General features: G+C 65.2%; 21 protein-coding genes. 9 read left to right on the top strand and 12 right to left on the bottom strand.

The window, feature by feature from the left end; all coding sequences use genetic code 11:
* Positions 1 to 55 precede the first annotated feature (55 nt).
* Positions 56 to 232 carry a DUF3563 family protein gene (locus tag AC5LXX_RS26475; RefSeq protein ID WP_124446476.1) on the top strand — a complete coding sequence of 59 codons (177 nt, stop codon included), beginning with the start codon at positions 56 to 58 and terminating at the stop codon, positions 230 to 232.
* A 107-nt stretch (positions 233 to 339) separates the two neighbouring features.
* Here AC5LXX_RS26475 and AC5LXX_RS26470 read toward each other — a convergent pair whose 3' ends face one another.
* The 5 genes from AC5LXX_RS26470 to AC5LXX_RS26450 form a co-directional block, all read right to left on the bottom strand.
* Positions 340 to 759 (bottom strand): organic hydroperoxide resistance protein, encoded by a 420-nt coding sequence (locus tag AC5LXX_RS26470; RefSeq protein WP_493411611.1) that lies wholly within the window; start codon positions 757 to 759, stop codon positions 340 to 342.
* 152 nt (positions 760 to 911) lie between these two features.
* Positions 912 to 1,364 carry a MarR family winged helix-turn-helix transcriptional regulator gene (locus AC5LXX_RS26465; RefSeq protein ID WP_493411610.1) on the bottom strand — a complete coding sequence of 151 codons (453 nt, stop codon included), beginning with the start codon at positions 1,362 to 1,364 and terminating at the stop codon, positions 912 to 914.
* 192 nt (positions 1,365 to 1,556) lie between these two features.
* Positions 1,557 to 2,366, bottom strand: a complete 810-nt coding sequence (locus AC5LXX_RS26460) for a BPSS1780 family membrane protein (RefSeq protein ID WP_493411609.1) — start codon at positions 2,364 to 2,366, stop codon at positions 1,557 to 1,559.
* Complete coding sequence (locus AC5LXX_RS26455; protein WP_124446484.1) at positions 2,357 to 3,355, bottom strand: homoserine kinase; 999 nt, start codon at positions 3,353 to 3,355, stop codon at positions 2,357 to 2,359. The genes AC5LXX_RS26460 and AC5LXX_RS26455 overlap by 10 nt, the downstream gene beginning before the upstream one ends.
* A 101-nt stretch (positions 3,356 to 3,456) precedes the next feature.
* A complete protein-coding gene (locus AC5LXX_RS26450) occupies positions 3,457 to 3,852 on the bottom strand; it encodes a hypothetical protein (protein ID WP_021160838.1) in 396 nt (131 codons plus the stop codon).
* A 129-nt stretch (positions 3,853 to 3,981) separates the two neighbouring features.
* Between AC5LXX_RS26450 and AC5LXX_RS26445 the strand changes: the two genes are divergently transcribed.
* A complete protein-coding gene (locus AC5LXX_RS26445) occupies positions 3,982 to 5,508 on the top strand; it encodes an AMP nucleosidase (protein WP_493411608.1) in 1,527 nt (508 codons plus the stop codon).
* A 114-nt stretch (positions 5,509 to 5,622) separates the two neighbouring features.
* On the opposite strand, the gene AC5LXX_RS26440 is transcribed toward AC5LXX_RS26445, so the two are convergent.
* Both AC5LXX_RS26440 and AC5LXX_RS26435 read right to left on the bottom strand, forming a co-directional pair.
* Entirely contained in the window at positions 5,623 to 5,913 is a 291-nt protein-coding gene (locus AC5LXX_RS26440) for a hypothetical protein (RefSeq protein ID WP_493411607.1), read from the bottom strand.
* A gap of 391 nt (positions 5,914 to 6,304) precedes the next feature.
* The gene (locus AC5LXX_RS26435; protein WP_124446490.1) at positions 6,305 to 7,063 is read right to left on the bottom strand and encodes an LOG family protein; all 759 of its coding nucleotides are present in this window, start codon (positions 7,061 to 7,063) and stop codon (positions 6,305 to 6,307) included.
* Position 7,064: 1 nt separating this feature from the next.
* Here AC5LXX_RS26435 and polA point away from each other — a divergent pair, with 1 nt between their 5' ends.
* The 3 genes from polA (at position 7,065) to AC5LXX_RS26420 (ending at position 12,714) form a co-directional block, all read left to right on the top strand.
* Positions 7,065 to 9,818 carry a DNA polymerase I gene (polA, locus tag AC5LXX_RS26430; RefSeq protein WP_493411606.1) on the top strand — a complete coding sequence of 918 codons (2,754 nt, stop codon included), beginning with the start codon at positions 7,065 to 7,067 and terminating at the stop codon, positions 9,816 to 9,818.
* Positions 9,819 to 10,097: 279 nt separating this feature from the next.
* Positions 10,098 to 11,441 carry an NAD(P)/FAD-dependent oxidoreductase gene (locus AC5LXX_RS26425; RefSeq protein WP_493411605.1) on the top strand — a complete coding sequence of 448 codons (1,344 nt, stop codon included), beginning with the start codon at positions 10,098 to 10,100 and terminating at the stop codon, positions 11,439 to 11,441.
* 397 nt (positions 11,442 to 11,838) lie between these two features.
* Entirely contained in the window at positions 11,839 to 12,714 is an 876-nt protein-coding gene (locus AC5LXX_RS26420; protein WP_493411604.1) for a dienelactone hydrolase family protein, read from the top strand.
* Between the two features lie 54 nt (positions 12,715 to 12,768).
* Here the strand turns inward: AC5LXX_RS26420 and AC5LXX_RS26415 are convergent, their stop codons facing one another.
* Positions 12,769 to 13,638, bottom strand: coding sequence for a sulfurtransferase (locus tag AC5LXX_RS26415; protein WP_124446498.1), 870 nt, complete (start codon positions 13,636 to 13,638; stop codon positions 12,769 to 12,771).
* A 117-nt stretch (positions 13,639 to 13,755) separates the two neighbouring features.
* Complete coding sequence (locus AC5LXX_RS26410; protein ID WP_493411603.1) at positions 13,756 to 14,862, bottom strand: aromatic ring-hydroxylating oxygenase subunit alpha; 1,107 nt, start codon at positions 14,860 to 14,862, stop codon at positions 13,756 to 13,758.
* Between the two features lie 270 nt (positions 14,863 to 15,132).
* On the opposite strand from AC5LXX_RS26410, the gene AC5LXX_RS26405 reads away from it, so the two are divergent.
* From AC5LXX_RS26405 to folE2, 4 genes are all read left to right on the top strand, one after another.
* The gene (locus AC5LXX_RS26405; protein ID WP_006479428.1) at positions 15,133 to 15,426 is read left to right on the top strand and encodes an exodeoxyribonuclease VII small subunit; all 294 of its coding nucleotides are present in this window, start codon (positions 15,133 to 15,135) and stop codon (positions 15,424 to 15,426) included.
* The gene (locus AC5LXX_RS26400; RefSeq protein ID WP_493411602.1) at positions 15,423 to 16,307 is read left to right on the top strand and encodes a polyprenyl synthetase family protein; all 885 of its coding nucleotides are present in this window, start codon (positions 15,423 to 15,425) and stop codon (positions 16,305 to 16,307) included. Before AC5LXX_RS26405 ends, AC5LXX_RS26400 begins: the two co-directional genes overlap by 4 nt.
* Positions 16,308 to 16,388: 81 nt before the next feature.
* Complete coding sequence (gene dxs, locus AC5LXX_RS26395; protein ID WP_493411601.1) at positions 16,389 to 18,293, top strand: 1-deoxy-D-xylulose-5-phosphate synthase; 1,905 nt, start codon at positions 16,389 to 16,391, stop codon at positions 18,291 to 18,293.
* A gap of 155 nt (positions 18,294 to 18,448) precedes the next feature.
* A complete protein-coding gene (folE2, locus tag AC5LXX_RS26390) occupies positions 18,449 to 19,258 on the top strand; it encodes a GTP cyclohydrolase FolE2 (protein ID WP_493411600.1) in 810 nt (269 codons plus the stop codon).
* Between the two features lie 88 nt (positions 19,259 to 19,346).
* Here folE2 and tsaD read toward each other — a convergent pair whose 3' ends face one another.
* From tsaD to AC5LXX_RS26375, 3 genes are all read right to left on the bottom strand, one after another.
* Positions 19,347 to 20,387, bottom strand: a complete 1,041-nt coding sequence (gene tsaD, locus AC5LXX_RS26385) for a tRNA (adenosine(37)-N6)-threonylcarbamoyltransferase complex transferase subunit TsaD (protein WP_124446506.1) — start codon at positions 20,385 to 20,387, stop codon at positions 19,347 to 19,349.
* 222 nt (positions 20,388 to 20,609) lie between these two features.
* On the bottom strand, positions 20,610 to 21,158 hold the full coding sequence (locus AC5LXX_RS26380; protein ID WP_493411599.1) for an AAA family ATPase: 549 nt from the start codon (positions 21,156 to 21,158) through the stop codon (positions 20,610 to 20,612).
* A gap of 177 nt (positions 21,159 to 21,335) precedes the next feature.
* Positions 21,336 to 22,040 (bottom strand): hypothetical protein, encoded by a 705-nt coding sequence (locus tag AC5LXX_RS26375; RefSeq protein WP_493411598.1) that lies wholly within the window; start codon positions 22,038 to 22,040, stop codon positions 21,336 to 21,338.
* Positions 22,041 to 22,044 lie beyond the last annotated feature (4 nt).

The raw sequence follows: 22,044 nt of genomic DNA, 5'->3' as shown, positions 1-22,044 counted from the left end.
TCCCTATAATTCGGGAAAACCCTAGTCAAAGAACCTTTGGATTGCGAGATCGAACATGTACCTGCTGAGCCACCTCTTCCTGATGCTGACCAAGAACGCTGAAAAGGCCTCGAAAGAGCGCGCCGACGCGTACCTGGCCGATGCCACCGACATCTACGATCTCGAATTCCGCATGCGCAAGATCGATCGCGAAGCGGCGATGAACCGCCCGTATTCGTTCGGCTCGCGCTAAGCAGCGAAGGCGGGCACGCTGGCCCGCCGCTTCGACGAATCGCGCAAAAGGGCGCATGCGGCACCATGCCGCACGCGCCCTTTTTGTATTGGCAGTCCAGCGCCGCGTCAGACGACCGTCAGGCGCACCGGCACGTTGTTGCGGGTGGCGTTCGAATACGGGCACACGTGGTGGGCCTTTTCGACCAGCGCTTGCGCGTCGGCCTTGTCGAGACCCGGCAGCGACACGCGCAGCTCGATGTCGAGCCCGAAGCCGCCTGCGTCGTTCGGGCCGATGCCCACTTCCGCCGTGACCTGCGTATCGGCCGGCAGCGCCTGCTTGTTCTGGCCGGCGACGAATTTCATCGCGCTCAGGAAACAGGCCGAGTAACCTGCGGCAAACAGCTGCTCCGGATTCGTGCCTTCCGCGCCCGTGCCGCCGAGTTCACGCGGTGCGGCCAGCTTCACTTCCAGCTTGCCGTCGGTGGAAACCGCGCGGCCGTCGCGGCCGCCCGTGCTCGTGGCGCTGGTCTTGTACAGAATGTTCATCGTGCAGCTCCTGTCGGGAAAAGGGGAAAAGCGGTCCGGTCAAACGGGATGTCGCCGGCCACGCATAAAATATAGAACACAAATGATTAGTGTGCAAATGAAATTTCGAAGAAAAAGCCCGGCAGCGCCGGGCTGGTCGATCGGCGCGCGCGTCAGCGTTCGTTGGCGGCCGACAGCGCGTCGCGCAACTGCTGGAGATCCGCACGCAGCCTGATCAGGAAGTCGGGTGTCTGCTGCATCGCGCAAAAGAGATCGGCGGGTACCGAGCGCGCGCGATCCTTCAGTGAGCGGCCTTCCGGCGTGACGCGCACGTTCACGACGCGTTCGTCGGTCGCGCTGCGCACGCGTTCGACGTAACCGAGCGCTTCCAGCCGCTTGAGCAGCGGCGTGACGGTAGCCGGGTCCAGATCGAGCCGCGCGGCGATGTCCTTCACCGCGATGTCGTCGCGTTCCCACAGCACGAGCATCGCGAGATATTGGGGATAGGTCAGCGACAGCTTGTCGAGCAGCGGCTTGTACGCCTTCGTCATCGCGTGCGAAGTCGAATAGAGCGCGAAGCACAGTTGCTCGTCGAGCGTCTGGGGCAGTGCGGGTGGGCGGTCCATGATTCGGGTGGCGCGGCGGACGCGCGAACAATTTGTACGCAAATTATTTTGCGCGCAAAAGATCGGGTTGAACAGGGGCGCCCGGCGCGGGTTGCCGGCGGTCGATGCGGGAAAGGGGCAGAAGCGCGCCGGGAGGCAACCCGGCGCGGTGAGCGGCGTGACGGCCGGCGGTGTGTGCCGGCCGGGGAAGCTTCAGCGGCCCGACGTGGCCGTCGGCGCGCCCGGTTCCTGCACGCCGAAGCAGCCGCGATAGGTCGCGTAGAACGAGCAGTACAGCATCGTGACGATGATGATCGTCACCGGCATCATGATCGTCAGCGCATACGCGCCGGCGCCGAGCGCCTGCAGCAGCAGCGACAGCGCGAGCGACGTGCCGAGCGCGACGGCGAACCACAGCACGCCGTACACGGCGAACGCGCCGCGATTGCGCCAGCAGCTGACGACGCTGAAGAACAGCGCCTTCGCGGGCGGTACGTCATGCCATGCGACCAGCACCGGCGCGAACCAGAACAGCATCGCGATCGGCAGATAGAGCAGCGTCGCGAAGAACAGTGCGCCGAGCGTGCCTTGCGCGGCCAGCGCTTCCGGCGTCGTGCTCGCTTCGTCGGCCGCGCCCATCATCGCGTGGAACAGCGCGCCGCCGTCGACGAACGACGAAGCGGCGAACACCAGCACCATCGCCGCAACGTAGATCACGCCGAGCACCAGCAGCCGCTGGGTCGCGACGGTGCCGTAAGAGCGGAAGCCGTCGACGAGGATCGTCGGCATCACGGGCTTGCCGGCCACCGTGTCGCGGCACGCGGCCATGAAGCCGACCGCGATGCCGGGAATGAACACCAGCGGCAGCGCCGAGCCGATCACGGGCACCATCGACACCAGCGTGATCGCCAGCAGGTACGTGAAGAACAGCGTGATGAACGCGAGCGGATTCCGGCGGAACAGCCAGACGCCTTGACGGAACCAGACATAGCCCGTTTTGGCGGGCACTTCGATCAGTTGCATGCGGTTTGGATCTCGGGAAGCGCGGGCGCATGCGCGATACGCTCGCGCAGGATGCGTTCGAAATGGCCGGGGTCGTGCGGCTTGAGCATCTCGGCCGCACGCGGCAGGTAGAAGTCGTACAGGCGCGACACCCAGAAGCGGTACGCGCCCGCGCGCAGCATGTCGCTCCAGTGACGGCGCTCCTCGGCCGTGAACGGCCGCACCGTCTGGTACGCGCGCAGCAGCGCATCGGCGCGCGCGACGTCGAGCACGCCGGTCGCGAGGTCGACGCACCAGTCGTTGACCGTTACCGCGACGTCGAACAGCCACTTGTCGCAGCCCGCGAAATAGAAGTCGAAGAAACCGCCCAGCCGCACGTCGTGGCCGGTGCCGGGCGCCGCGTGCGCGAACAGCACGTTGTCGCGGAACAGGTCGCAATGGCACGGCCCGGCCGGCAGCGCCGCGTAGTCGTCCGACGCGAAGAAGGCCGCCTGGTGCGCGAGTTCGCCTTCGAGCAGCGCGCGTTGCGCGTCGGTGATGAACGGCACGATCGCCGGCACGTTCTCCTGCCACCACGGCAGGCTGCGCAGGTTCGGCTGGTTGCGCGGATAGTCGCGCCCCGCGAGGTGCAGGCGCGCGAGCATCTGCCCGACCTCGATGCAGTGTTCGACCCCCGGCGCGAGTTCGGCCGCGCCGTCGAGCTTCGTGACGATCGCGGCCGGCTTGCCGTGCAGCTCGCCGAACAGCGCGCCGTCGTCACGCGGGACCGGATCCGGCACCGGCACGCCGTGGCCGGCCAGATGACGCATCAGGTCGAGGTAGAACGGCAGCTGCTGCGCCGAGAGCTTTTCGAAGATCGTGAGGACGTACTCGCCGCGCGTCGTCGTCAGGAAGAAATTGCTGTTTTCGATACCGGACGGAATGCCGCGGAACGCAAGCACGTCGCCCAGTTCGTAGTGGCGCATCCATTGCGCGAGATCGGAGTCGGAAACAGCAGTGAAAACGGCCATGCGGGATGCGTCAGGTCAGGGTGTCGGCACGCGGGCGGCGTGCGTCGCGACAGCAGGTGAAGGGAGGCGGCGCGCCGCGAACGATGCGGCGCGCCCCGGAATCAGTAGCGCAGGTTCAGCGACGGCAGCCGCGTGATCGGGATGCCCGCGTCGTGCGGCTTCGGCGACGTGTCCGGCGTCGAGCTCATCTGGTAGCGCGTGCCGAAGTTCGACTTCACGTCGATCTCGACCGGCTTGCCGCGATCGCGGTACTCGGTGACCTCGGTGCCGTTCTTGCTCTTTTCGTGGAAGCTCGGCGTGCGGCGGATGTCCGCGAAGTCCACTTTCGACGTGACTTCGGCGCCCGGCCGGTTGATCTTGCGGAGATCGGGCAGGCCGGCGGCCTCGTTGGCCTCGGCCCGGGCCTGCGCGTCGGCGTCAGGCGTGCCGCCGGCGGCGTAAGCGGCGCTGGCGGCGGCAAACGCGGCGGCAGCGACGACGAGAATGAGCGGCTTCATGATGAGTCTCCAGTGAACCTACCGATTTTAGCAAATACTGCGCGCCATCCGGCCCTGACGTGCGCAGGGGCGGCCATAAGCATGACCGGGTTCCGTGGTAATGTCGTCCGATCAGACGAGGTGATGAAAATGAAGAACGATTTGAGCCGCCGGCACCGAGTGCTGTCGCCCGAAAGCCCGTCGGTCGAGGCTTTCGACGATCCGATCGCCGCCGTTGCGCGGCTGTCCGCCATTTACGACACGAATGCGGGTTTCCTGCGCGACGCGTTCGCGCGCTATCGCCGCCACGAACCGATCACCGAGCACGTGCGCGCGTGCTATCCGTTCGTGCGGATCCGCACCGACGTCAACACGCACGTCGATTCGCGCCGCTCGTACGGTTTCGTCGCCGGCCCCGGCGTGTTCGAGACGACGGTCACGCGCCCCGATCTCTTCGCGAACTACTATCGCGAGCAGTTGCGCCTGCTGTCGAAGAACCACCATGTCAAGATCGAGATCGGCGTGTCGTCGCAGCCGATTCCGATTCATTTCGCGTTTCCGGAAGGCATCCATCTCGAGGGCGAGCTCGACCGCGACCGCCTGCTCGCGATGCGCGACATCTTCGACACGCCCGACCTGTCGTATCTCGACGACCGCATCGTCAACGGCACGTTCGAGCCGGCGGCGGGCGAGCCGCATCCGCTCGCGCTGTTCACGGCCGCGCGCGTCGACTTCTCGCTGCACCGGCTGCGCCACTACACGGCGACGTCGCCCACGCATTTCCAGAACTACGTGCTCTACACGAACTACCAGTTCTACATCGACGAATTCGTGAAGCTCGGCCGCACGGTGATGACGGAGAGCGACGATCCCGAGGTGCGCGCCTACCGTAGCCAGTACAGTTCGTTCGTCGAACCGGGCGATGTCGTCACGTACAACGCCAACCTCGGCAGCGAGCCGGCCGAGGGCGCCGCGCCGCCGCGCCTGCCGCAGATGCCCGCGTATCACCTGAAGCGCGCGGACGGCAGCGGGATCACGATGGTCAACATCGGCGTCGGCCCGTCGAACGCGAAGACGATCACCGATCACATCGCGGTGCTGCGCCCGCACGCGTGGGTGATGCTCGGTCACTGCGCGGGGTTGCGCAACACGCAGCGTCTCGGCGACTACGTGCTTGCGCACGGTTACGTGCGCGAGGATCACGTGCTCGACGACGATCTGCCGCTGTGGGTGCCGATTCCGGCGCTGGCCGAAGTACAGCTCGCGCTCGAGCGCGCGGTGGCCGACGTCACGCGCCTGGAGGGCGCCGAGCTGAAGCGCGTGATGCGTACGGGCACGGTCGCGAGCGTCGACAACCGCAACTGGGAACTGCGCGATCATCGCGAGCCCGTGCAGCGACTGTCGCAGAGCCGCGCGATCGCACTCGACATGGAGAGCGCGACGATTGCCGCGAACGGTTTCCGCTTCCGCGTACCGTACGGCACGCTGCTGTGCGTATCGGACAAGCCGCTGCACGGCGAACTGAAGCTGCCCGGCATGGCCGACACGTTTTATCGCGGGCAGGTCGACCAGCATCTGCAGATCGGCGTGAGGGCGATGGAGATCCTGCGGACCAACGGGCTCGACAAGCTGCATAGCCGCAAGCTGCGCAGCTTCGCGGAAGTGGCGTTTCAGTAACGGCGCCGCGTAGCGGCACCCGTAACGACAAAGGCCTCGCGCGAACGCAGGTTCGCGCGAGGCCTTTGTCTTTCCGCTTCAGCGCCAGGGCCCGACGGCCCGGCAGTCAAGTGCTCAGCACTCGCCCTTTTTCGCGTGTCCCGGCGGGCAGTGATAGCCGCGATGACCGTGATGACGTTCGTGATCTTCCCACTCGCGGCGTTCCCAGTAGCGGCGGCCGTCCCAGTAGCGGTCGCCGTGCCAGCCGACGATGACGGCCGGCGCGGGGGCGACCACGACGGGCGCAGGCGCGACGACGACCGGTGCGGGCGTGCCGATGTTGACGTCGACGTTGACGGCATGAGCGAGGCCGGACAGCGAGAGGCCGAGGCCGGCGAAAGCGAGGGCGATCAGCGAGCGTTGCATGTTCTTTTCCGTGATGTCGTTGTAAGAGGCCGGCACGACGCGATGGAAGCGAGGGGGACCGTTCCACCGGGGGAACGCCGCGCCGACACAATGCAGTGTGCGGGCACGTGATGGAAAAGGCTAGGCAGGTTTATTACGGAGGGTTGCCGGCCGGCCGATGCAGGAAGCCGGTACGGGCCTGCGCCATTTGACAGTGGCGGGCCGCGGGGGCGGATAGTGACTTCGCCTCATGCAGCGCGGGCTGCGCGGATTTGACATTCGACGGCGCGCGGCCGCGAAGCGAGATTAACGATGCGTTACAAAGTCATGTGCGGCAGGCAGCAGCAGTCGCACCGGCTGCCGCACATCGGGCAGCACGCCGGCCGTCGGGCCGGCGGCTGCCACGGATGCGCTACAGATAGAACATCCGGTCTTCTTCAGGCCGCGGCGGATGGTCGTCGTCGTCCGAACCTTCCTCTTCGCCGCTGTCCTCGTAGAACGCGAGCACGGCGTCGAGCACCTGGTCGGGATCGTCGATCACCTGCATCAGATCCATGTCGTCCGGATTGATCAGGCCCATCGGGATCAACTGGTCGCGGAACCACTGCAGCAGCCCCTGCCAGAATTCGCTGCCGACGAGAATGATCGGCACGAGGCGCGACTTCTTCGTCTGGATCAGCGTGAGGACTTCGGACAGCTCGTCGAGCGTGCCGAAGCCGCCCGGCATCACGATCACCGCATCCGAGTTCTTCACGAACGTGACCTTGCGCGTGAAGAAGTGGCGGAAGCGCAGAGAGATGTCCTGGTAGTGGTTGCCGGCCTGCTCGTGCGGCAGCTCGATGTTCAGGCCGACCGACGGCGCCTTGCCGGCGTGCGCACCCTTGTTCGCGGCTTCCATGATGCCGGGGCCGCCGCCGGAGATCACGGCGAAGCCGGCGTCGGACAGCTTGCGCGCGATCTGCACGGCGAGCTTGTAGTGCGGCGTGTCGGGTTTGAGGCGGGCAGAACCGTAGATGCTGACAGCCGGGCGGATCTCCGACAGGTACTCGGTCGCCTCGATAAACTCTGCCATAATCGTGAACATCTGCCACGATGCGCGCGCCTTCTTGGCCGTCGCGCGTTCTTGATCTGCGAGCGAGCGCAGACTCGGAATCACTTTTCTCTTGTTCATAATGCCTGAAGAACGAAATCTGGAAGGTAAGACCCTGCTATTGGTTGACGGTTCGAGCTATCTCTATCGGGCTTACCATGCGATGCCTGATTTGCGTGGCCCTGGCGGGGAGCCGACCGGAGCGCTCTACGGAATCATCAACATGCTGCGCCGTATGCGCAAGGAAGTCAGTGCAGAGTATAGCGCTTGCGTGTTCGATGCAAAGGGCAAGACGTTCCGTGACGACCTTTATGCCGACTATAAGGCAAACCGTCCGTCGATGCCGCCTGATCTCGCATTGCAGGTCGAACCGATCCACGGCGCCGTGCGCGCGCTCGGCTGGCCGCTGCTGATGGTCGAAGGCGTCGAGGCCGACGACGTGATCGGCACGCTCGCGCGCGAAGCCGAGCGGCACGGGATGAACGTGATCGTGTCGACCGGCGACAAGGATCTCGCGCAGCTCGTGACCGACCACGTCACGCTCGTCAACACGATGACCAACGAGACGCTCGATCGCGACGGCGTGATCGCGAAGTTCGGCGTGCCGCCCGAGCGCATCATCGACTACCTCGCGCTGATCGGCGATACCGTCGACAACGTGCCGGGCGTCGAGAAATGCGGACCGAAGACGGCCGTGAAATGGCTCGCGCAATACGACAGCCTCGACGGCGTGATGGCGCACGCGGGTGAGATCAAGGGCGTGGTCGGCGACAACCTGCGCCGCGCGCTCGACTTCCTGCCGCTCGGCCGCACGCTCGTGACGGTCGAGACGGCTTGCGATCTCGCACCGCATCTCGAGTCGATCGAAGCGTCGCTGAAGAGCGACGGCGAAGCGCGCGACCTGCTGCGCGACATCTTCGCGCGCTACGGCTTCAAGACCTGGCTGCGAGAAGTCGACAGCGCGCCGCCCGAAGGCGGCGGCGCCGATGCGCCGGAAGGCGAGCCGGCACCGGTGGTGGCGGCCGACATCGTGCGCGAATACGACACGATCCAGACCTGGGAGCAGTTCGACGCATGGTTCGCGAAGATCGATGCGGCCGCACTGACCGCGTTCGACACCGAGACGACTGCGCTCGACCCGATGCTCGCGCGGCTCGTCGGCCTGTCGTTCTCGGTCGAACCGGGCAAGGCGGCGTACCTGCCGGTCGCGCACCGCGGCCCCGACATGCCCGAGCAGCTGCCGATCGACGAAGTGCTCGCCCGCCTGAAGCCGTGGCTCGAATCGGCCGATCGCAAGAAGGTCGGCCAGCACCTGAAGTACGACGCGCAGGTGCTCGCGAACTACGACATCGCACTGAACGGCATCGAGCACGACACGCTGCTCGAATCGTACGTCGTCGAATCACATCGCACGCACGACATGGACAGCCTCGCGCTGCGTCATCTGGGCGTCAAGACGATCAAGTACGAAGACGTCGCGGGCAAGGGCGCGAAGCAGATCGGTTTCGACGAAGTGGCGCTTGCGGAGGCCGCCGCCTACGCGGCCGAAGATGCGGACATCACGTTGCAGCTTCATCGCGCGCTGTATCCGCAGGTCGCGCGCGAACCGGGCCTCGAGCGCGTGTATCGCGAGATCGAGATGCCCGTCTCGCTCGTGCTGCGCAAGATGGAGCGTACGGGCGTGCTGATCGACGATGCGCGCCTGCAGGCGCAAAGCACCGAGATCGCGACGCGCCTGATCGAGCTCGAAGCGCAGGCGTACGAACTGGCGGGCGGCGAATTCAATCTCGGCTCGCCGAAGCAGATCGGGCAGATCTTCTTCGAGAAGCTGCAGTTGCCCGTCGTGAAGAAGACGCCGAGCGGCGCGCCGTCGACCGACGAAGAGGTGCTGCAGAAGCTTGCGGAGGATTACCCGCTGCCGAAGCTGCTGCTCGAGCATCGCGGGCTGTCGAAGCTGAAGTCGACCTATACCGACAAGCTGCCGCGCATGGTGAACCCGTCGACGGGGCGCGTGCATACGAACTATGCGCAGGCCGTCGCGGTGACGGGGCGCCTCGCCTCGAACGATCCGAATCTTCAGAACATTCCGGTGCGCACGGCCGAAGGCCGGCGCATCCGCGAGGCGTTCATCGCGTCGCCGGGCCACAAGATCGTGTCGGCCGACTATTCGCAGATCGAGCTGCGGATCATGGCGCACATCTCGGGCGACGCGTCGCTGCTGCGCGCGTTCTCGCAGGGTGAGGACATTCACCGCGCGACGGCCGCCGAAGTGTTCGGCGTGACGCCGCTGGAGGTCAATTCCGACCAGCGCCGGATCGCGAAGGTGATCAACTTCGGGCTCATCTACGGGATGAGCGCGTTCGGCCTCGCGTCGAACCTCGGCATCACGCGCGATGCGGCGAAGCTCTATATCGACCGCTATTTCGCCCGCTACCCGGGCGTCGCGCAGTACATGGAAGACACGCGCTCGCTGGCGAAGGAGAAGGGCTACGTCGAAACCGTTTTCGGCCGCCGCCTGTGGCTGCCGGAGATCAACGGCGGCAATGGCCCGCGCCGCCAGGCGGCCGAGCGTGCGGCCATCAATGCGCCGATGCAGGGCACGGCGGCCGACCTGATCAAGCTGTCGATGATCGCGGTGGACGACTGGCTCACGCGCGACAAGCTCGCGTCGCGGATGATCATGCAGGTGCACGATGAACTGGTACTCGAGGTGCCCGACGAGGAGCTGTCGCTGGTGCGCGAGAAACTGCCGGAAATGATGTGCGGCGTCGCGAAGCTGAAGGTGCCGCTCGTCGCCGAAGTGGGGGCCGGCGCGAACTGGGAAGAGGCACACTGACGCACCCCCGTGCGGTTCGCGTTCCCCGCGGCATATTGTTGCAGGGATGCTGAATATCGAGATGGTTTGCTTGTGGTCAACGCGCAAGCTCCCGGACAATGCATGTCAGTCATGTCATTGACGCGGGGCAGCGCGCCCCGCGTTCCGGGGCCGGGCGCATCGAAGTGCTTCGAACTGCACAACGATGATGTCCGAACCGGTTAATCCACCGGGCGGCGCGAACGGATCGCGTTTGCTTCGTCCGGCGGCAGCAGTATCGAATCGCAAAGGGGGAATCAGATGCATCGGATCATCATCGTAGGCGGAGGCGCGGGCGGCCTGGAACTGGCGACGCGGCTCGGCGACCGTTACGGCGCGCGCGGCAATCGTCCCGCGCGTGCACTCGTCACGCTCGTCGACCGCAATCCGACCCACATCTGGAAACCGCTGCTGCACGAAGTCGCGGCCGGCAGCATGGACCCGTTCACGCAGGAGCTCGAATATGCGGCGCAGGCGCGCTGGCACGGCTTCGAGTTCCAGCAGGGCGGCTTGACCGGGCTCGACCGCACAGCGAAACGCATCACGATCGCACCGGTCAACGACAGCGACGGCGAGGAACTGCTGCCGGCGCGCGAACTGGAATACGACACGCTCGTGATCGCGATCGGCAGCACGACCCACTTCTTCGGCGTGCAGGGCGCGGCGGAAAACGCGATCGCGCTCGATACGGTGGGCGAGGCCGAGCGTTTCCGCAAGCGGCTGATCGCCGCGTGCATGCGTGCCGAGCACCAGAGCCCGGCGCCGGCTGTATCGGGCGCACCGGGCGAAGCGGCAGAGCCGCGCATCCAGGTTGCGATCGTCGGCGGCGGCGCCACCGGCGTCGAGCTGTCCGCCGAGCTGCGCAACACCGCGCAGGTGTTGTCGGTCTACGGGCTGCACAAGCTCGATCCGCGGCACGACGTCGGCATCGTGCTGATCGAATCGGGGCCGCGGATCCTCCCGGCGTTGCCGGAGCGCGTGTCGTCGGCGACGGCCGATCTGCTCGAAAAGATCGGCGTGCGGCTGATGCTCTCCGAGCGCGTGACGGAGGTGGCGCCCGGGGCCGTCCACACGGCGAGCGGCAAGACGATACGTGCCGACCTGACGGTCTGGGCTGCCGGCATCAAGGCGCCGTCCGTGCTCGCGAATCTCGACGGGCTCCAGGTCAACAAGCTTGGCCAGCTCGACGTGCGCCGCACGCTGCAGACCTTCACCGACGACAACATCTTCGCGCTCGGCGATTGCGCGGCATGCGCGTGGCCCGGCAACGAGCGCAACGTGCCGCCGCGCGCGCAGGCTGCGCACCAGCAGGCGAGCTTCCTCCTGAAGGCGATCGGCTGCCGGCTCGAAGGGCGTCCGCTGCCGGAGTTCACGTATCGCGACCTGGGCTCGCTCGTGTCGCTCGGCCATTTCAGTGCGGTCGGCAACCTGATGGGCGGGCTGATCGGCGGCAACATGCTGATCGAAGGGCTGTTCGCACGCTTCATGTACATGTCGCTGTACCGGATGCACATCGCCGCACTGCACGGCTATCCGCGCATGATGCTCGATACGGTCGCGCACTGGCTGCGGCGTACGACGCTGCCGCGCGTCAAGCTGCACTGATCGCGCGTTCGCGGGCAACGCGGGCGGGGAGTACGCAGGTCACGCGTATTCTCCGCCCGTCGTTGTTTGCAGATTGAGACCATTGTGCCCGCGCGTTTTTCTTTTCGATCCGCGAGCATCAGGCCGAGTCGCGACGGCCGGCGAACACGGGCCGCGCCATGATTCGACGCGCCGCCGGCGGGCTTTTTCGCGGCGATCGACGTGGGCGGCGCAACGCACCGTAATCGAGTCTTACACATCTGACAGTTGACGCGACAACGGATAATTGGGCATCGTGTCCGGGTTTCCGTTTGCGGCAGGGTGCCAACCGCCGCGACATCCGCGCCGCGTGCCGGCGCGATGCCCCGTCATACGCATCCAGAATCGTGGCGGCGGCGCTCAATCGAGGAGTGCATTCATGTTGAAACCCGAAGTCGACAGCCTGGTTCCCCACGTTCCGTTCTCGCGCCGCAAGTTCATGCAGGCCGCGCTGGGCGGCACTTTCGCGGCGGCCGTGCTGCCCGTTTCGGCGCAGACGGTCACGACCGACAGCGCCGGGCTGGACGTCGACACCATCGAGATCCGCTCGGGCGACGCGAGCGTGCCGGCCTATCGTGCGCAGCCGGCCGGCAAGACGAACCTGCCGGTCGTCATCGTGATTCACGAGATCTTTGGCGTGCACGCGCATATCGCCGACGTCTGCCGCCGCTTCGCGAAGCTCGGCTATCTCGCGATTGCGCCCGACCTGTTCGCGCGGCAGGGCAATGCGGCCAAGTATCCGACGATCCAGGCGCTCGTCGACAACATCGTCAGCAAGGTGCCGGACCGACAGGTCACCGAGGATCTCGATGCAACGGTCGCATGGGCCGGCAAGAACGGCGGCGACCTGTCTCGCCTCGGCGTGACGGGGTTCTGCTGGGGCGGCCGCCAGGCGTGGCTGTATGCGGAACACAACTCGCACGTGCGGGCGGCCGTGGCCTGGTACGGGTTCGTCGAAGGCAAGACCGACGAGATGACGCCGTTCAATCCGGTCGATCATGCGTCGTCGCTGAAGGTGCCCGTGCTCGGGCTGTACGGCGAGAAGGATCAGAACATCACGCAGGCGTCGCTCGCGGACATGCGCAAGGCGATCCAGGCGAGCGATTCGAAGCTCGCGCGCGAATCGGAGATCGTCGTGTATCCGGATGCCGGTCACGCATTCTTTGCCGACTACCGGCCGAGCTATGTGAAGGCCGATGCCGAGGACGGCTGGAAGCGCGCGATCGAGTGGTTCCACAAGTTCGGCGTGATGTAAACGACGAGCGGCGGCCCATGCCGCCGCTTCGTCACTGCTGCGCGGTGCCGACGCTTACGGCGTCGGGCCGGTTGCGATCGGCCGCGACGGATCGGCGCTCCATTCGCTCCACGAGCCCGGGTACAGCGATGCGCCGTGCAGGCCCGCGACTTCCATCGCCAGCGCGTTGTGGCATGCGGTCACGCCGGAGCCGCATTGCAGGATCACGCGGTTCGGCTCGGTGCCGGCCAGCACGGTCGAGAACGCCTCGCGCAGTTCGTGGCCGGTCTTGAAGCGGCCGTCGGCGTTCAGGTTGTCCTTGAAGAAGCGGTTGCGTGCGCCGGGGATGTGGCCGCCGACACGATCGATCGTTTCGTTTTCGCCGCGATAGCGATCCGGTGCGCGTGCATCGATCACGACGCGCGTGGGTGACGTCACGTTCGCGAGCACGGCCGCCGCGTCGACCGTCGACTCGAGCGGCGCGGCCGCGCGGAAATCGCCGGCGGCCGGTTGCGGCACGTCGGCCGTCAGCGGCTGGCCGGCCGCTTCCCAGGCCTGCAGGCCGCCGTCGAGCACGGCGACCGAATCATGGCCGAGCCAGCGCAGCAGCCACCACAGGCGCGCCGCATACGCGCCGCCTTGCGCGTCGTATGCCACAACCTGCTGGCCCTGCTTGAGGCCGCGGCTGGCGAGCAGCGTCGCGAATGCGTCGCGGGTCGGCAGCGGATGGCGGCCGTTGGTGCCGGTCTTGCGGCCCGACAGGTCGCGGTCGAGATGAAGGTACTGTGCGCCGGGGAGGTGGCCGGCCGCATAGGCCGCTTCACCGGCGCCGGGATCGGCGAGATCGAAGCGGCAGTCGAACAGGACGACGCTGCCGGGCGCCGCGGCCAGGCGCTCGGCGAGATTGGCGGCGGAGATGAGCGTGGTGTAATGAGTGTGTGGCATGACGACTCCCTGGAGTGCAATGGGCCTGACACTCCAAGTCTAAACAAAAAAAGACGGGCCGAAGCCCGTCTTTTCGTATGCACTATGCCGCACGGCGTCAAAGCGCCGCACCGGGTGTCAGAGGTCGCCGAGGTGGCGGCGCAGGAACTCGTGGAAGTGCTGCATGCCGTCTTCCATCGGGCTCTGGTACGGGCCGACCTGCGACTCGCCGCGGGCCATCAGCGCACGGCGGCCTGCGTCCATCCGCATCGCGATCTCGTCGTCCTCGACGGCCGTTTCCATATAGGCGGCACGCTCGGCCTCGACGAATTCGCGTTCGAACAGCGCGATTTCCTCGGGGTAATAGAATTCGACGATGTTGGTCGTCTTCTGCGGGCCGCGCGGGATCAGCCACGACACGACGAGCACGTGCGGATACCACTCGATCATCAGGCCCGGGTAGTAGACCATCCAGATCGCGCCGAACTCCGGCGGTACGCCGTTGCGGAACTTCAGCACCTGCTCGTGCCATTTCTGGTAAGTCGCGCTGCCCGGCTTGGCGAGGGCGTTGTGCACGCCGACCGTCTGCACGCTGTACCAGTCACCGAACTCCCACTTGAGGTCGTCGCACGACACGAAGCTGCCGAGGCCCGGATGGAACGGGACGACGTGGTAATCCTCGAGGTAGACCTCGATGAACGTCTTCCAGTTGTAATCGCACTCGTGCACTTCGACGTGATCGAAGTGGTACTCGGAGAAGTCGAAGTGATGCTTCGTGCCGAGGTTGGCGAGATCGCGCGCGACATGGCGGCCTTCAGCCTCGAACAGCAGACCCTGCCAGTTCTGCAGCGGGCTCTTGTCGAGGTTCAGGCACGGCTTGTCGGGGAAGTGCGGCGCACCGAGCAGCTCGCCTTCCAGGTCGTACGTCCAGCGGTGCAGCGGGCACACGATGTTCTGCGCGTGGCCGCGCCCGTTGAGCATGATTGCCTGCCGGTGACGGCAGACGTTCGACAGCAGTTCGATCTGGTTCGTCTGGTTGCGGACCAGCACGCGGCCTTCCTTCTCGGACGGCAGCGCAAAATAATCCCCCGCCTCGGGCACCATCAACTCGTGCCCGACGTAACGAGGTCCTTTCTTGAAGAGGGTTTCGATCTCGCGCTCGAGTAGCGCCTCATCGAAATATGCAGTGACTGGAAGCTGGCTGTGAGCCGACTTCAACTGAAGCGCGTCGCTCAGATTGGACATTCCCACTCCCGGTGTTAGCGTGAAAGCAGTGAACAACCCAACCATCGAAAAATCGATTTAGGGAAACGGGGAATTATACCCGGTTCGCCTCGCAAGGCTAGGATTAAGTGCCTGATTTGTGTCAATTTTTTGTCGGCGAGCCATCGAAAGGCGCACACTGTGCATGGAAGATGGGGCCGGAATTGTGTCCGGGTGCCCACGACGGCAGGTCGGAAAATTCTCTTTTGCCGTAGAATGTCCGACTTGTTTTGAAATTTGACACCCTCGTCCATGGCGAAAACCGCATCCCCAGGCGCCACGCCGCCCGGCAATGGCACCGAACCGTTGCCGGACAATTACGAGATGGCGCTCGCGGAACTCGAGACGCTGGTTGCCCGGATGGAAGGCGGCGCGTTGAGCCTCGAGGATTCGCTGGCGGCGTATCGCCGCGGTGCGACCCTCGTTGCGTTTTGCCAACAGCAGCTTGAGAAAGTGGAGCAGCAGGTTCGCGTGCTCGACGGCGCGACGCTGAAGCCGCTTTCGTCCGGAACGGCCGCCACGGACGGCGAAGACGACGATCTATGACATTCGAACAATGGATGCGGTCTGTGCTTGACCGTGTCGAAGACGCACTCGGCCACTATCTGCCCGCTGAAACCGCGATGCCCGCGAAGCTCCACGAGGCGATGCGCTATGCGGTCCTCGGCGGCGGCAAGCGTGTTCGCCCGCTGCTGTGCCATGCAGCAGGCGAACTGACCGGCGCGGCGGAAGCGGCACGCAACGCGGCAGCGGCGGCGCTGGAGATGATCCACGTCTACTCGCTCGTGCACGACGACATGCCGTGCATGGACGACGACGCATTGCGCCGCGGCAAGCCGACCGTGCACGTGCAGTACGACGAGCCGACGGCACTGCTGGTCGGCGATGCGCTGCAGTCGCAGGCGTTCGTTGCGCTGACCGACGCCGATGCGCTGTCGCCGGTGCAGCAGGCTGCGCTCGTGCGCGAACTGGCGCTCGCGAGCGGCTCGATCGGCATGGCCGGCGGGCAGGCGATCGACCTGGCGAGCGTCGGCCTCAAGCTGACGCGCGAACAGCTCGAGACGATGCACCGGATGAAGACCGGCGCACTGCTGCGCGCGGCCGTCCGGATGGGTGCGCTGGCCGGCGAGACGCCTTCGGCGGAAACGATGGCTGCGCTCGACGTCTATGCGGGGGCCGTGGGTCTGGCCTTCCAGGTCGTCGACGACATTCTCGACGTCACGACCGATTCGGCGACGCTCGGCAAGACGGCCGGCAAGGATGCGGCGAACGACAAGCCGACCTACGTATCGATCCTCGGCCTCGAGGCGTCGCGCGAGCTGGCAGCGCAGTTGCGCGCCGAAGCGCACGACGCGCTGAAACCGTTCGGCGCACGCGCACAGCGTCTCGCCGAACTTGCCGACCTGGTAGTGAACCGGGTCAGCTGACGCGAAAGCCCGCCGCCGCGCACACGCTACGGTGCGTGCAAAAGAATGCGGGCGCGTTTGATTTCCTACAATGGAACGACGATGTACGACTTGCTGAAAACCATCGACGACCCGGCGGATTTGCGCCGCCTCGATCGTCGCCAACTGCAACCGCTCGCGGATGAGCTGCGCGCGTTCGTGCTCGACAGCGTGTCGAAGACGGGCGGCCATTTGTCGTCCAACCTCGGGACGGTCGAGCTGACGATCGCGTTGCACTACGTGTTCAACACGCCGAACGATCGCATCGTCTGGGACGTGGGTCACCAGACCTACCCGCACAAGATCCTGACGGGCCGCCGCGACCAGATGCATTCGCTGCGTCAGCAGGACGGCATCTCGGGCTTCCCGCGCCGCAGCGAGTCCGAATACGACACGTTCGGCACCGCGCACTCGAGCACGTCGATCTCGGCCGCGCTCGGCATGGCGATCGGCAGCCAGCTGAACGGCGACGACCGCTTCTCGATCGCAGTGATCGGCGACGGCGCGATGACGGCCGGCATGGCGTTCGAGGCGATGAACAACGCGGGCGTGTCGGAAGACGCGAAGGTGCTCGTGATCCTGAACGACAACGACATGTCGATCTCGCCGCCGGTCGGCGCGCTGAATCGCCATCTCGCCCGCCTGATGTCGGGCCGCTTCTATGCGGCTGCGCGCGCAGGTGTCGAGCGCGTGCTGAGCGTGGCGCCGCCGGTGCTCGAACTCGCGCGCAAGCTCGAGGAGCACGCGAAGGGCATGGTCGTGCCGGCCACGCTGTTCGAGGAGTTCGGCTTCAACTACATCGGCCCGATCGACGGTCACGATCTCGATTCGCTGATCCCGACGCTGCAGAACATCCGCGAACTGCGCGGTCCGCAGTTCCTGCACGTGGTGACGAAGAAAGGCCAGGGCTACAAGCTCGCCGAAGCCGATCCCGTGCTCTATCACGGCCCCGGCAAGTTCAACCCGGCCGAAGGCATCAAGCCGTCGACCACGCCCGCGAAGAAGACGTACACGCAGGTGTTCGGCGAATGGCTGTGTGATGAAGCCGAGCGCGATACGCGCGTCGTCGGCATCACGCCCGCCATGCGCGAAGGCTCGGGCATGGTCGAGTTCGAGAAGCGCTTCAAGGATCGCTACTACGACGTCGGCATCGCCGAGCAGCACGCAGTGACGTTCGCGGGCGGTCTCGCGACCGAAGGGCTGAAGCCCGTCGTCGCGATCTACTCGACGTTCCTGCAACGTGCATACGACCAGCTGATCCACGACGTCGCGCTGCAGAACCTGCCGGTCGTGTTCGCAATCGACCGTGCGGGCCTCGTCGGCGCGGACGGCGCGACGCACGCTGGCGCATACGATCTCGCGTTCATGCGCTGCATTCCGAACATGACGATCATGGCCGCATCCGACGAGAACGAATGCCGTCAGATGCTGCACACGGCGCTGCAGCAGCCGAACCCGACCGCGGTGCGCTATCCGCGCGGCGCGGGCACGGGCGTGGCGACGGTGAAGGAATTCACCGAGATCCCGCTCGGCAAGGGTGAAGTGCGTCGCCAGACGTCGCAGCCGGAAGGCAAGCGCGTCGCGATCCTCGCATTCGGCACGATGGTCGCACCGTCGCTGGCTGCCGGCGAGGAGCTCGACGCAACGGTCGCGAACATGCGCTTCGTGAAGCCGGTCGACGCGGCGCTCGTGCGCGAGCTCGCCGAAACGCACGACTACCTCGTCACCGTCGAGGAAGGCTGCGTGATGGGTGGCGCGGGCTCGGCCTGCGTGGAAGCCCTGATGGAGAGTGGGGTTATCCGACCCGTACTACAATTGGGCCTCCCTGACCTGTTCATCGATCACGGCGATCCCGCGAAGCTGCTGTCGCAATGCGGCCTCGACGGCGCGGGCATCGCGAAATCGATTCGCGAACGCTTTCTGAACCCGGCGGCCGATGTCGCCGGTCAGGCGAAGCGCGTCGCATAAGCTGGCGCCGCCTGTGGGCGGTGCCGGTGCGACTGGCGCAACCGGTCTTCATTGATGCGGAAAACATGGGCCTGCGGGCCCATGTTGCTTTTCCGGCTGCCGCGTGACGCGGCGTGCGCGTCGTCGAACGCGCGGCTTACAAGGATTGAACAAAGATGAACCAGATGAATCCCGCCTTCGTGATGCCCGACGTGCAGAGCACGGTGGATACCCGTCAGATCCCGATTCAGCGCGTGGGCGTGAAGGCGGTCCGGCATCCGTTGACGGTGTGCACCGAAGGCGGCGACGTGCAGCCGACCGTCGGTGTCTGGAACCTCGACGTCCGCCTGCCTGCCGATCAGAAGGGTACGCACATGTCGCGCTTCGTCGCGCTGCTCGAAGAGAATCGCGCACCGCTGACGGTCGAGCGCTTCCGCACGATGCTCGCGTCGATGCTCGAGAAGCTCGAAGCCGAAGCCGGCCGCATCGAGGTCACGTTCCCGTATTTCGTGAACAAGACGGCGCCGGTGTCGGGCGTGCAGAGCCTGCTTGACTATGAAGTGACGCTCGCGGGCGAAAGCCGCAACGGCGACACGCGCCTGTTCCTGAAGGTGCTCGTGCCGGTGACGAGCCTGTGCCCGTGCTCGAAGAAGATCTCGCAGTACGGCGCGCACAATCAGCGCTCGCACGTGACGATCGATGCCGAGCTCGCGGCCGACCTGCCGGTCGAGGCGCTGATCCGCATCGCGGAAGAGGAAGCGTCGTGCGAACTGTGGGGCCTGCTGAAGCGCCCGGACGAGAAGTTCGTCACCGAGCGTGCATACGAGAATCCGAAGTTCGTCGAGGATCTCGTGCGTGACGTCGCGCAGCGTCTCGATGCGGACGAGCGTGTGGTGGCATACGTGCTCGAAGCCGAGAACTTCGAGTCGATCCACAATCACAGCGCATATGCGCTGATCGAGCGCGACAAGCGTCTCGCTGCGTGACACTGCGTTTTTTACCGCGCCCATGAAGAAGGCCGCTCGAACCGAGCGGCCTTTTTGTTTTCCCGCGTGCTGTGTTGCGTTGCGCGGTTCAGCGTGCGAGCGACGCGAGATCCCAGCGCGGCTTCACCGTGAACGCGTAGTCGGCATTGGCCTGCTCGGGCCAGCGGCCGAGCCGCAGTGCGCCTGCGAGCGCGATCATTGCGCCGTTGTCGGTGCAGAGCGCGAGATCGGGGTAGTGCACGTCGAAGCCGCGTTTGGCCGCGGCGGCCGACAGTGCCGCGCGCAACTGACGGTTTGCGCCGACGCCGCCCGCGACCACGAGGCGCTTGAGCCTGGTCTTCTTCAGCGCGGCGAGCGATTTCGCGACGAGGACGTCGACGGCCGCGTCGACGAAGCCGCGCGCGAGATCGGCCTTCGCGCGGTCGAGCGCTTCGCCTTCCAGCTTCGCCGCTTCGAACTTCTTCATCTGCGTGAGCACGGCCGTCTTGAGGCCGCTGAAGCTGAAGTCGAGATCGCCCGAGTGCAGCATCGGGCGCGGCAGTACGACTGCACCGGGCGTGCCCGTCTCGGCGAGCTTCGACACTTCCGGGCCGCCCGGGTAGCCAAGGCCGATCAGCTTCGCCGTCTTGTCGAACGCTTCACCGGCTGCGTCGTCGAGCGTTTCGCCGAGCGTCTCGTACACGCCGACGTCGGTCACGCGCATCAGTTGCGTATGGCCGCCGGACACCAGCAGCGCGATAAACGGAAACGGCGGCGGCTCGTCGACGAGCAGCGGCGACAGCAGGTGGCCTTCGAGGTGATGGATGCCGACGGTCGGCTTGTTCCATGCGAGGGCGAGCGCATTGGCGATGCTCGCGCCGACCAGTAGCGCGCCGGCCAGGCCGGGCCCCTGCGTAAACGCGATCGCGTCGATGTCGTCGCGGCGCGTGCCGCTTTGGGCCATCACTTCCTCGAGCAGCGGCAGCGCGCGGCGGATGTGGTCGCGCGACGCGAGCTCGGGCACGACGCCGCCGTAGTCGCGGTGCATGGCGATCTGCGAATGGAGCGCGTGCGCGAGCAGGCCGCGCTGCGTGTCGTAGAGCGCGAGGCCGGTTTCGTCACAGGAGCTTTCGATGCCGAGAACGAGCATGGGTGCGGGCAGGGCGCGCCGTGTCGGGCGCACCGCGGGAAGGTCAACGTAACCGGAAATTATAGCAGGCGAGGGCTGGCCGCCGCTGGCGGCGGCCCGGGCTCGATGCCGGGCAGGTACAACGCTTCTGGAACCTTCCTAACTCGTTAGGTAGAGTCTTATGCATTATAGCGGCGAGCGGCCGGGTCACTCAACGGGGCGTGCCGGTCGTACGTTCGTGCATCAGCGTGTATGTTCCTTCAACGGGGGCGCTAGGCGGGCAGCCACCGCCTCGAGCGAGGCATAGCGCGTTGTAGCGTGGCGGTGGAGGTTTGTGTCAGTGGCGAGGTACTGAAAAAGACTGCGAGCGCGCCGACCGTTATCGCCGGCAGGATACGCCACGAAATACTCTTCACGCAGTTTCTTGGCATCGGCGATGCCGAACTGCAGGCGAAAGCCAACTTGCGTGAAATCCGACAGTTTCGGAAGCAGGGTGAAGACGCGGCCGAAAGCGACGGTATTGGGATCGATCTCGAACCAGAGATCGAGGCCGATCTCGGGGAGGTTATCAACGTCGCCGGTTTCGGCAAAGCGGTCGAAATCTGCAACGCGCGAGACCGAGAAGTCATGGATCTTGAACACCCGTCCACCGAGAAAGGCACGGAAGATAGCGGTGGCGGAAGTCTTGCCGCTGTTATTGGGCCCTACGAACAGCGTCTCCTTTTCTTCGATGTCGATCATCACATTCTCGAGGCGCCGAAAATTGCGGATCACAACTTTCTGAAGTTTCATGGTGCTTTCTCAAGTAATTTCTCGTGTGATTTCTCGGGTGCCTTGAGTGCGGTGTACTTACCAATCACTGCATCCGGTCTGCCGGAGCGATTTCTAAGTGCTGATCTTTTGTCAGCGATCGGTGCGTACCCACTGTTCAAAATGCCGGTGATGATTTCCTGAAGTCTTTACTGGCAGTCAACGCACACTGTCCAATTCAATGGCGAATCTGGCGCAGACGAAGAATTCATCGGATGGAATATGAAACTCCGTAGTCACATATGGGCCCATCCGTCCTGAGCCGACCTCCCTGAAGTCCAGCTTCGCAGTTCCGAGCTCCCAGTCAAAACTCATCTTCGTCAACTCAATGCCCCCGACGACTGATCCTGTATCCCCGTAACTCCCGGCCTCGCACGGTTGCCTATCTACCCACCTGTCGGTGGCAGCGACAAACAGACTCGCCACGTCGAGAAATGTCTCGACATCCTGGCGGCTAGGTAATACATAATCATGCTCGACTTCGTTCCTCAGCTTGTTGAGTCGAACGAGCAAGCGTGGAGCGGTAATGCCAAGCGATGAAATGAAGTTGACCATGCTGGGAAAACTTCGTGAGCCGCCAAGCCTCTCGAAACCGAAACCATTGCAAGTGTCCTCCATGCGGAGATGCAACGCCCGTTTCGCGTTGGTGATCGCATTTACAAGATGCCGTGGGGTGTCGCCCTCCTCAATGTCAAGTTCGGCAAATCTCAGATACTGACGAGCGGAGACGGGCTCCGTGCGTGTCTTTATGCATCCCCACATGGATGTCTCCATCCAGTCGGCTGAGAGACTACTCAGATCGAACTTGCTGGCAAGTTCAGCTAGTGTCGCCACTACAATGCTCCAGGGGTTGATATGAGTCAAAAAA

Source organism: Burkholderia torrens, from assembly GCF_984668525.1.
Note: the sequence above shows the minus strand (reverse complement) of the source record. Positions and strands in the feature narration are given on the sequence as shown.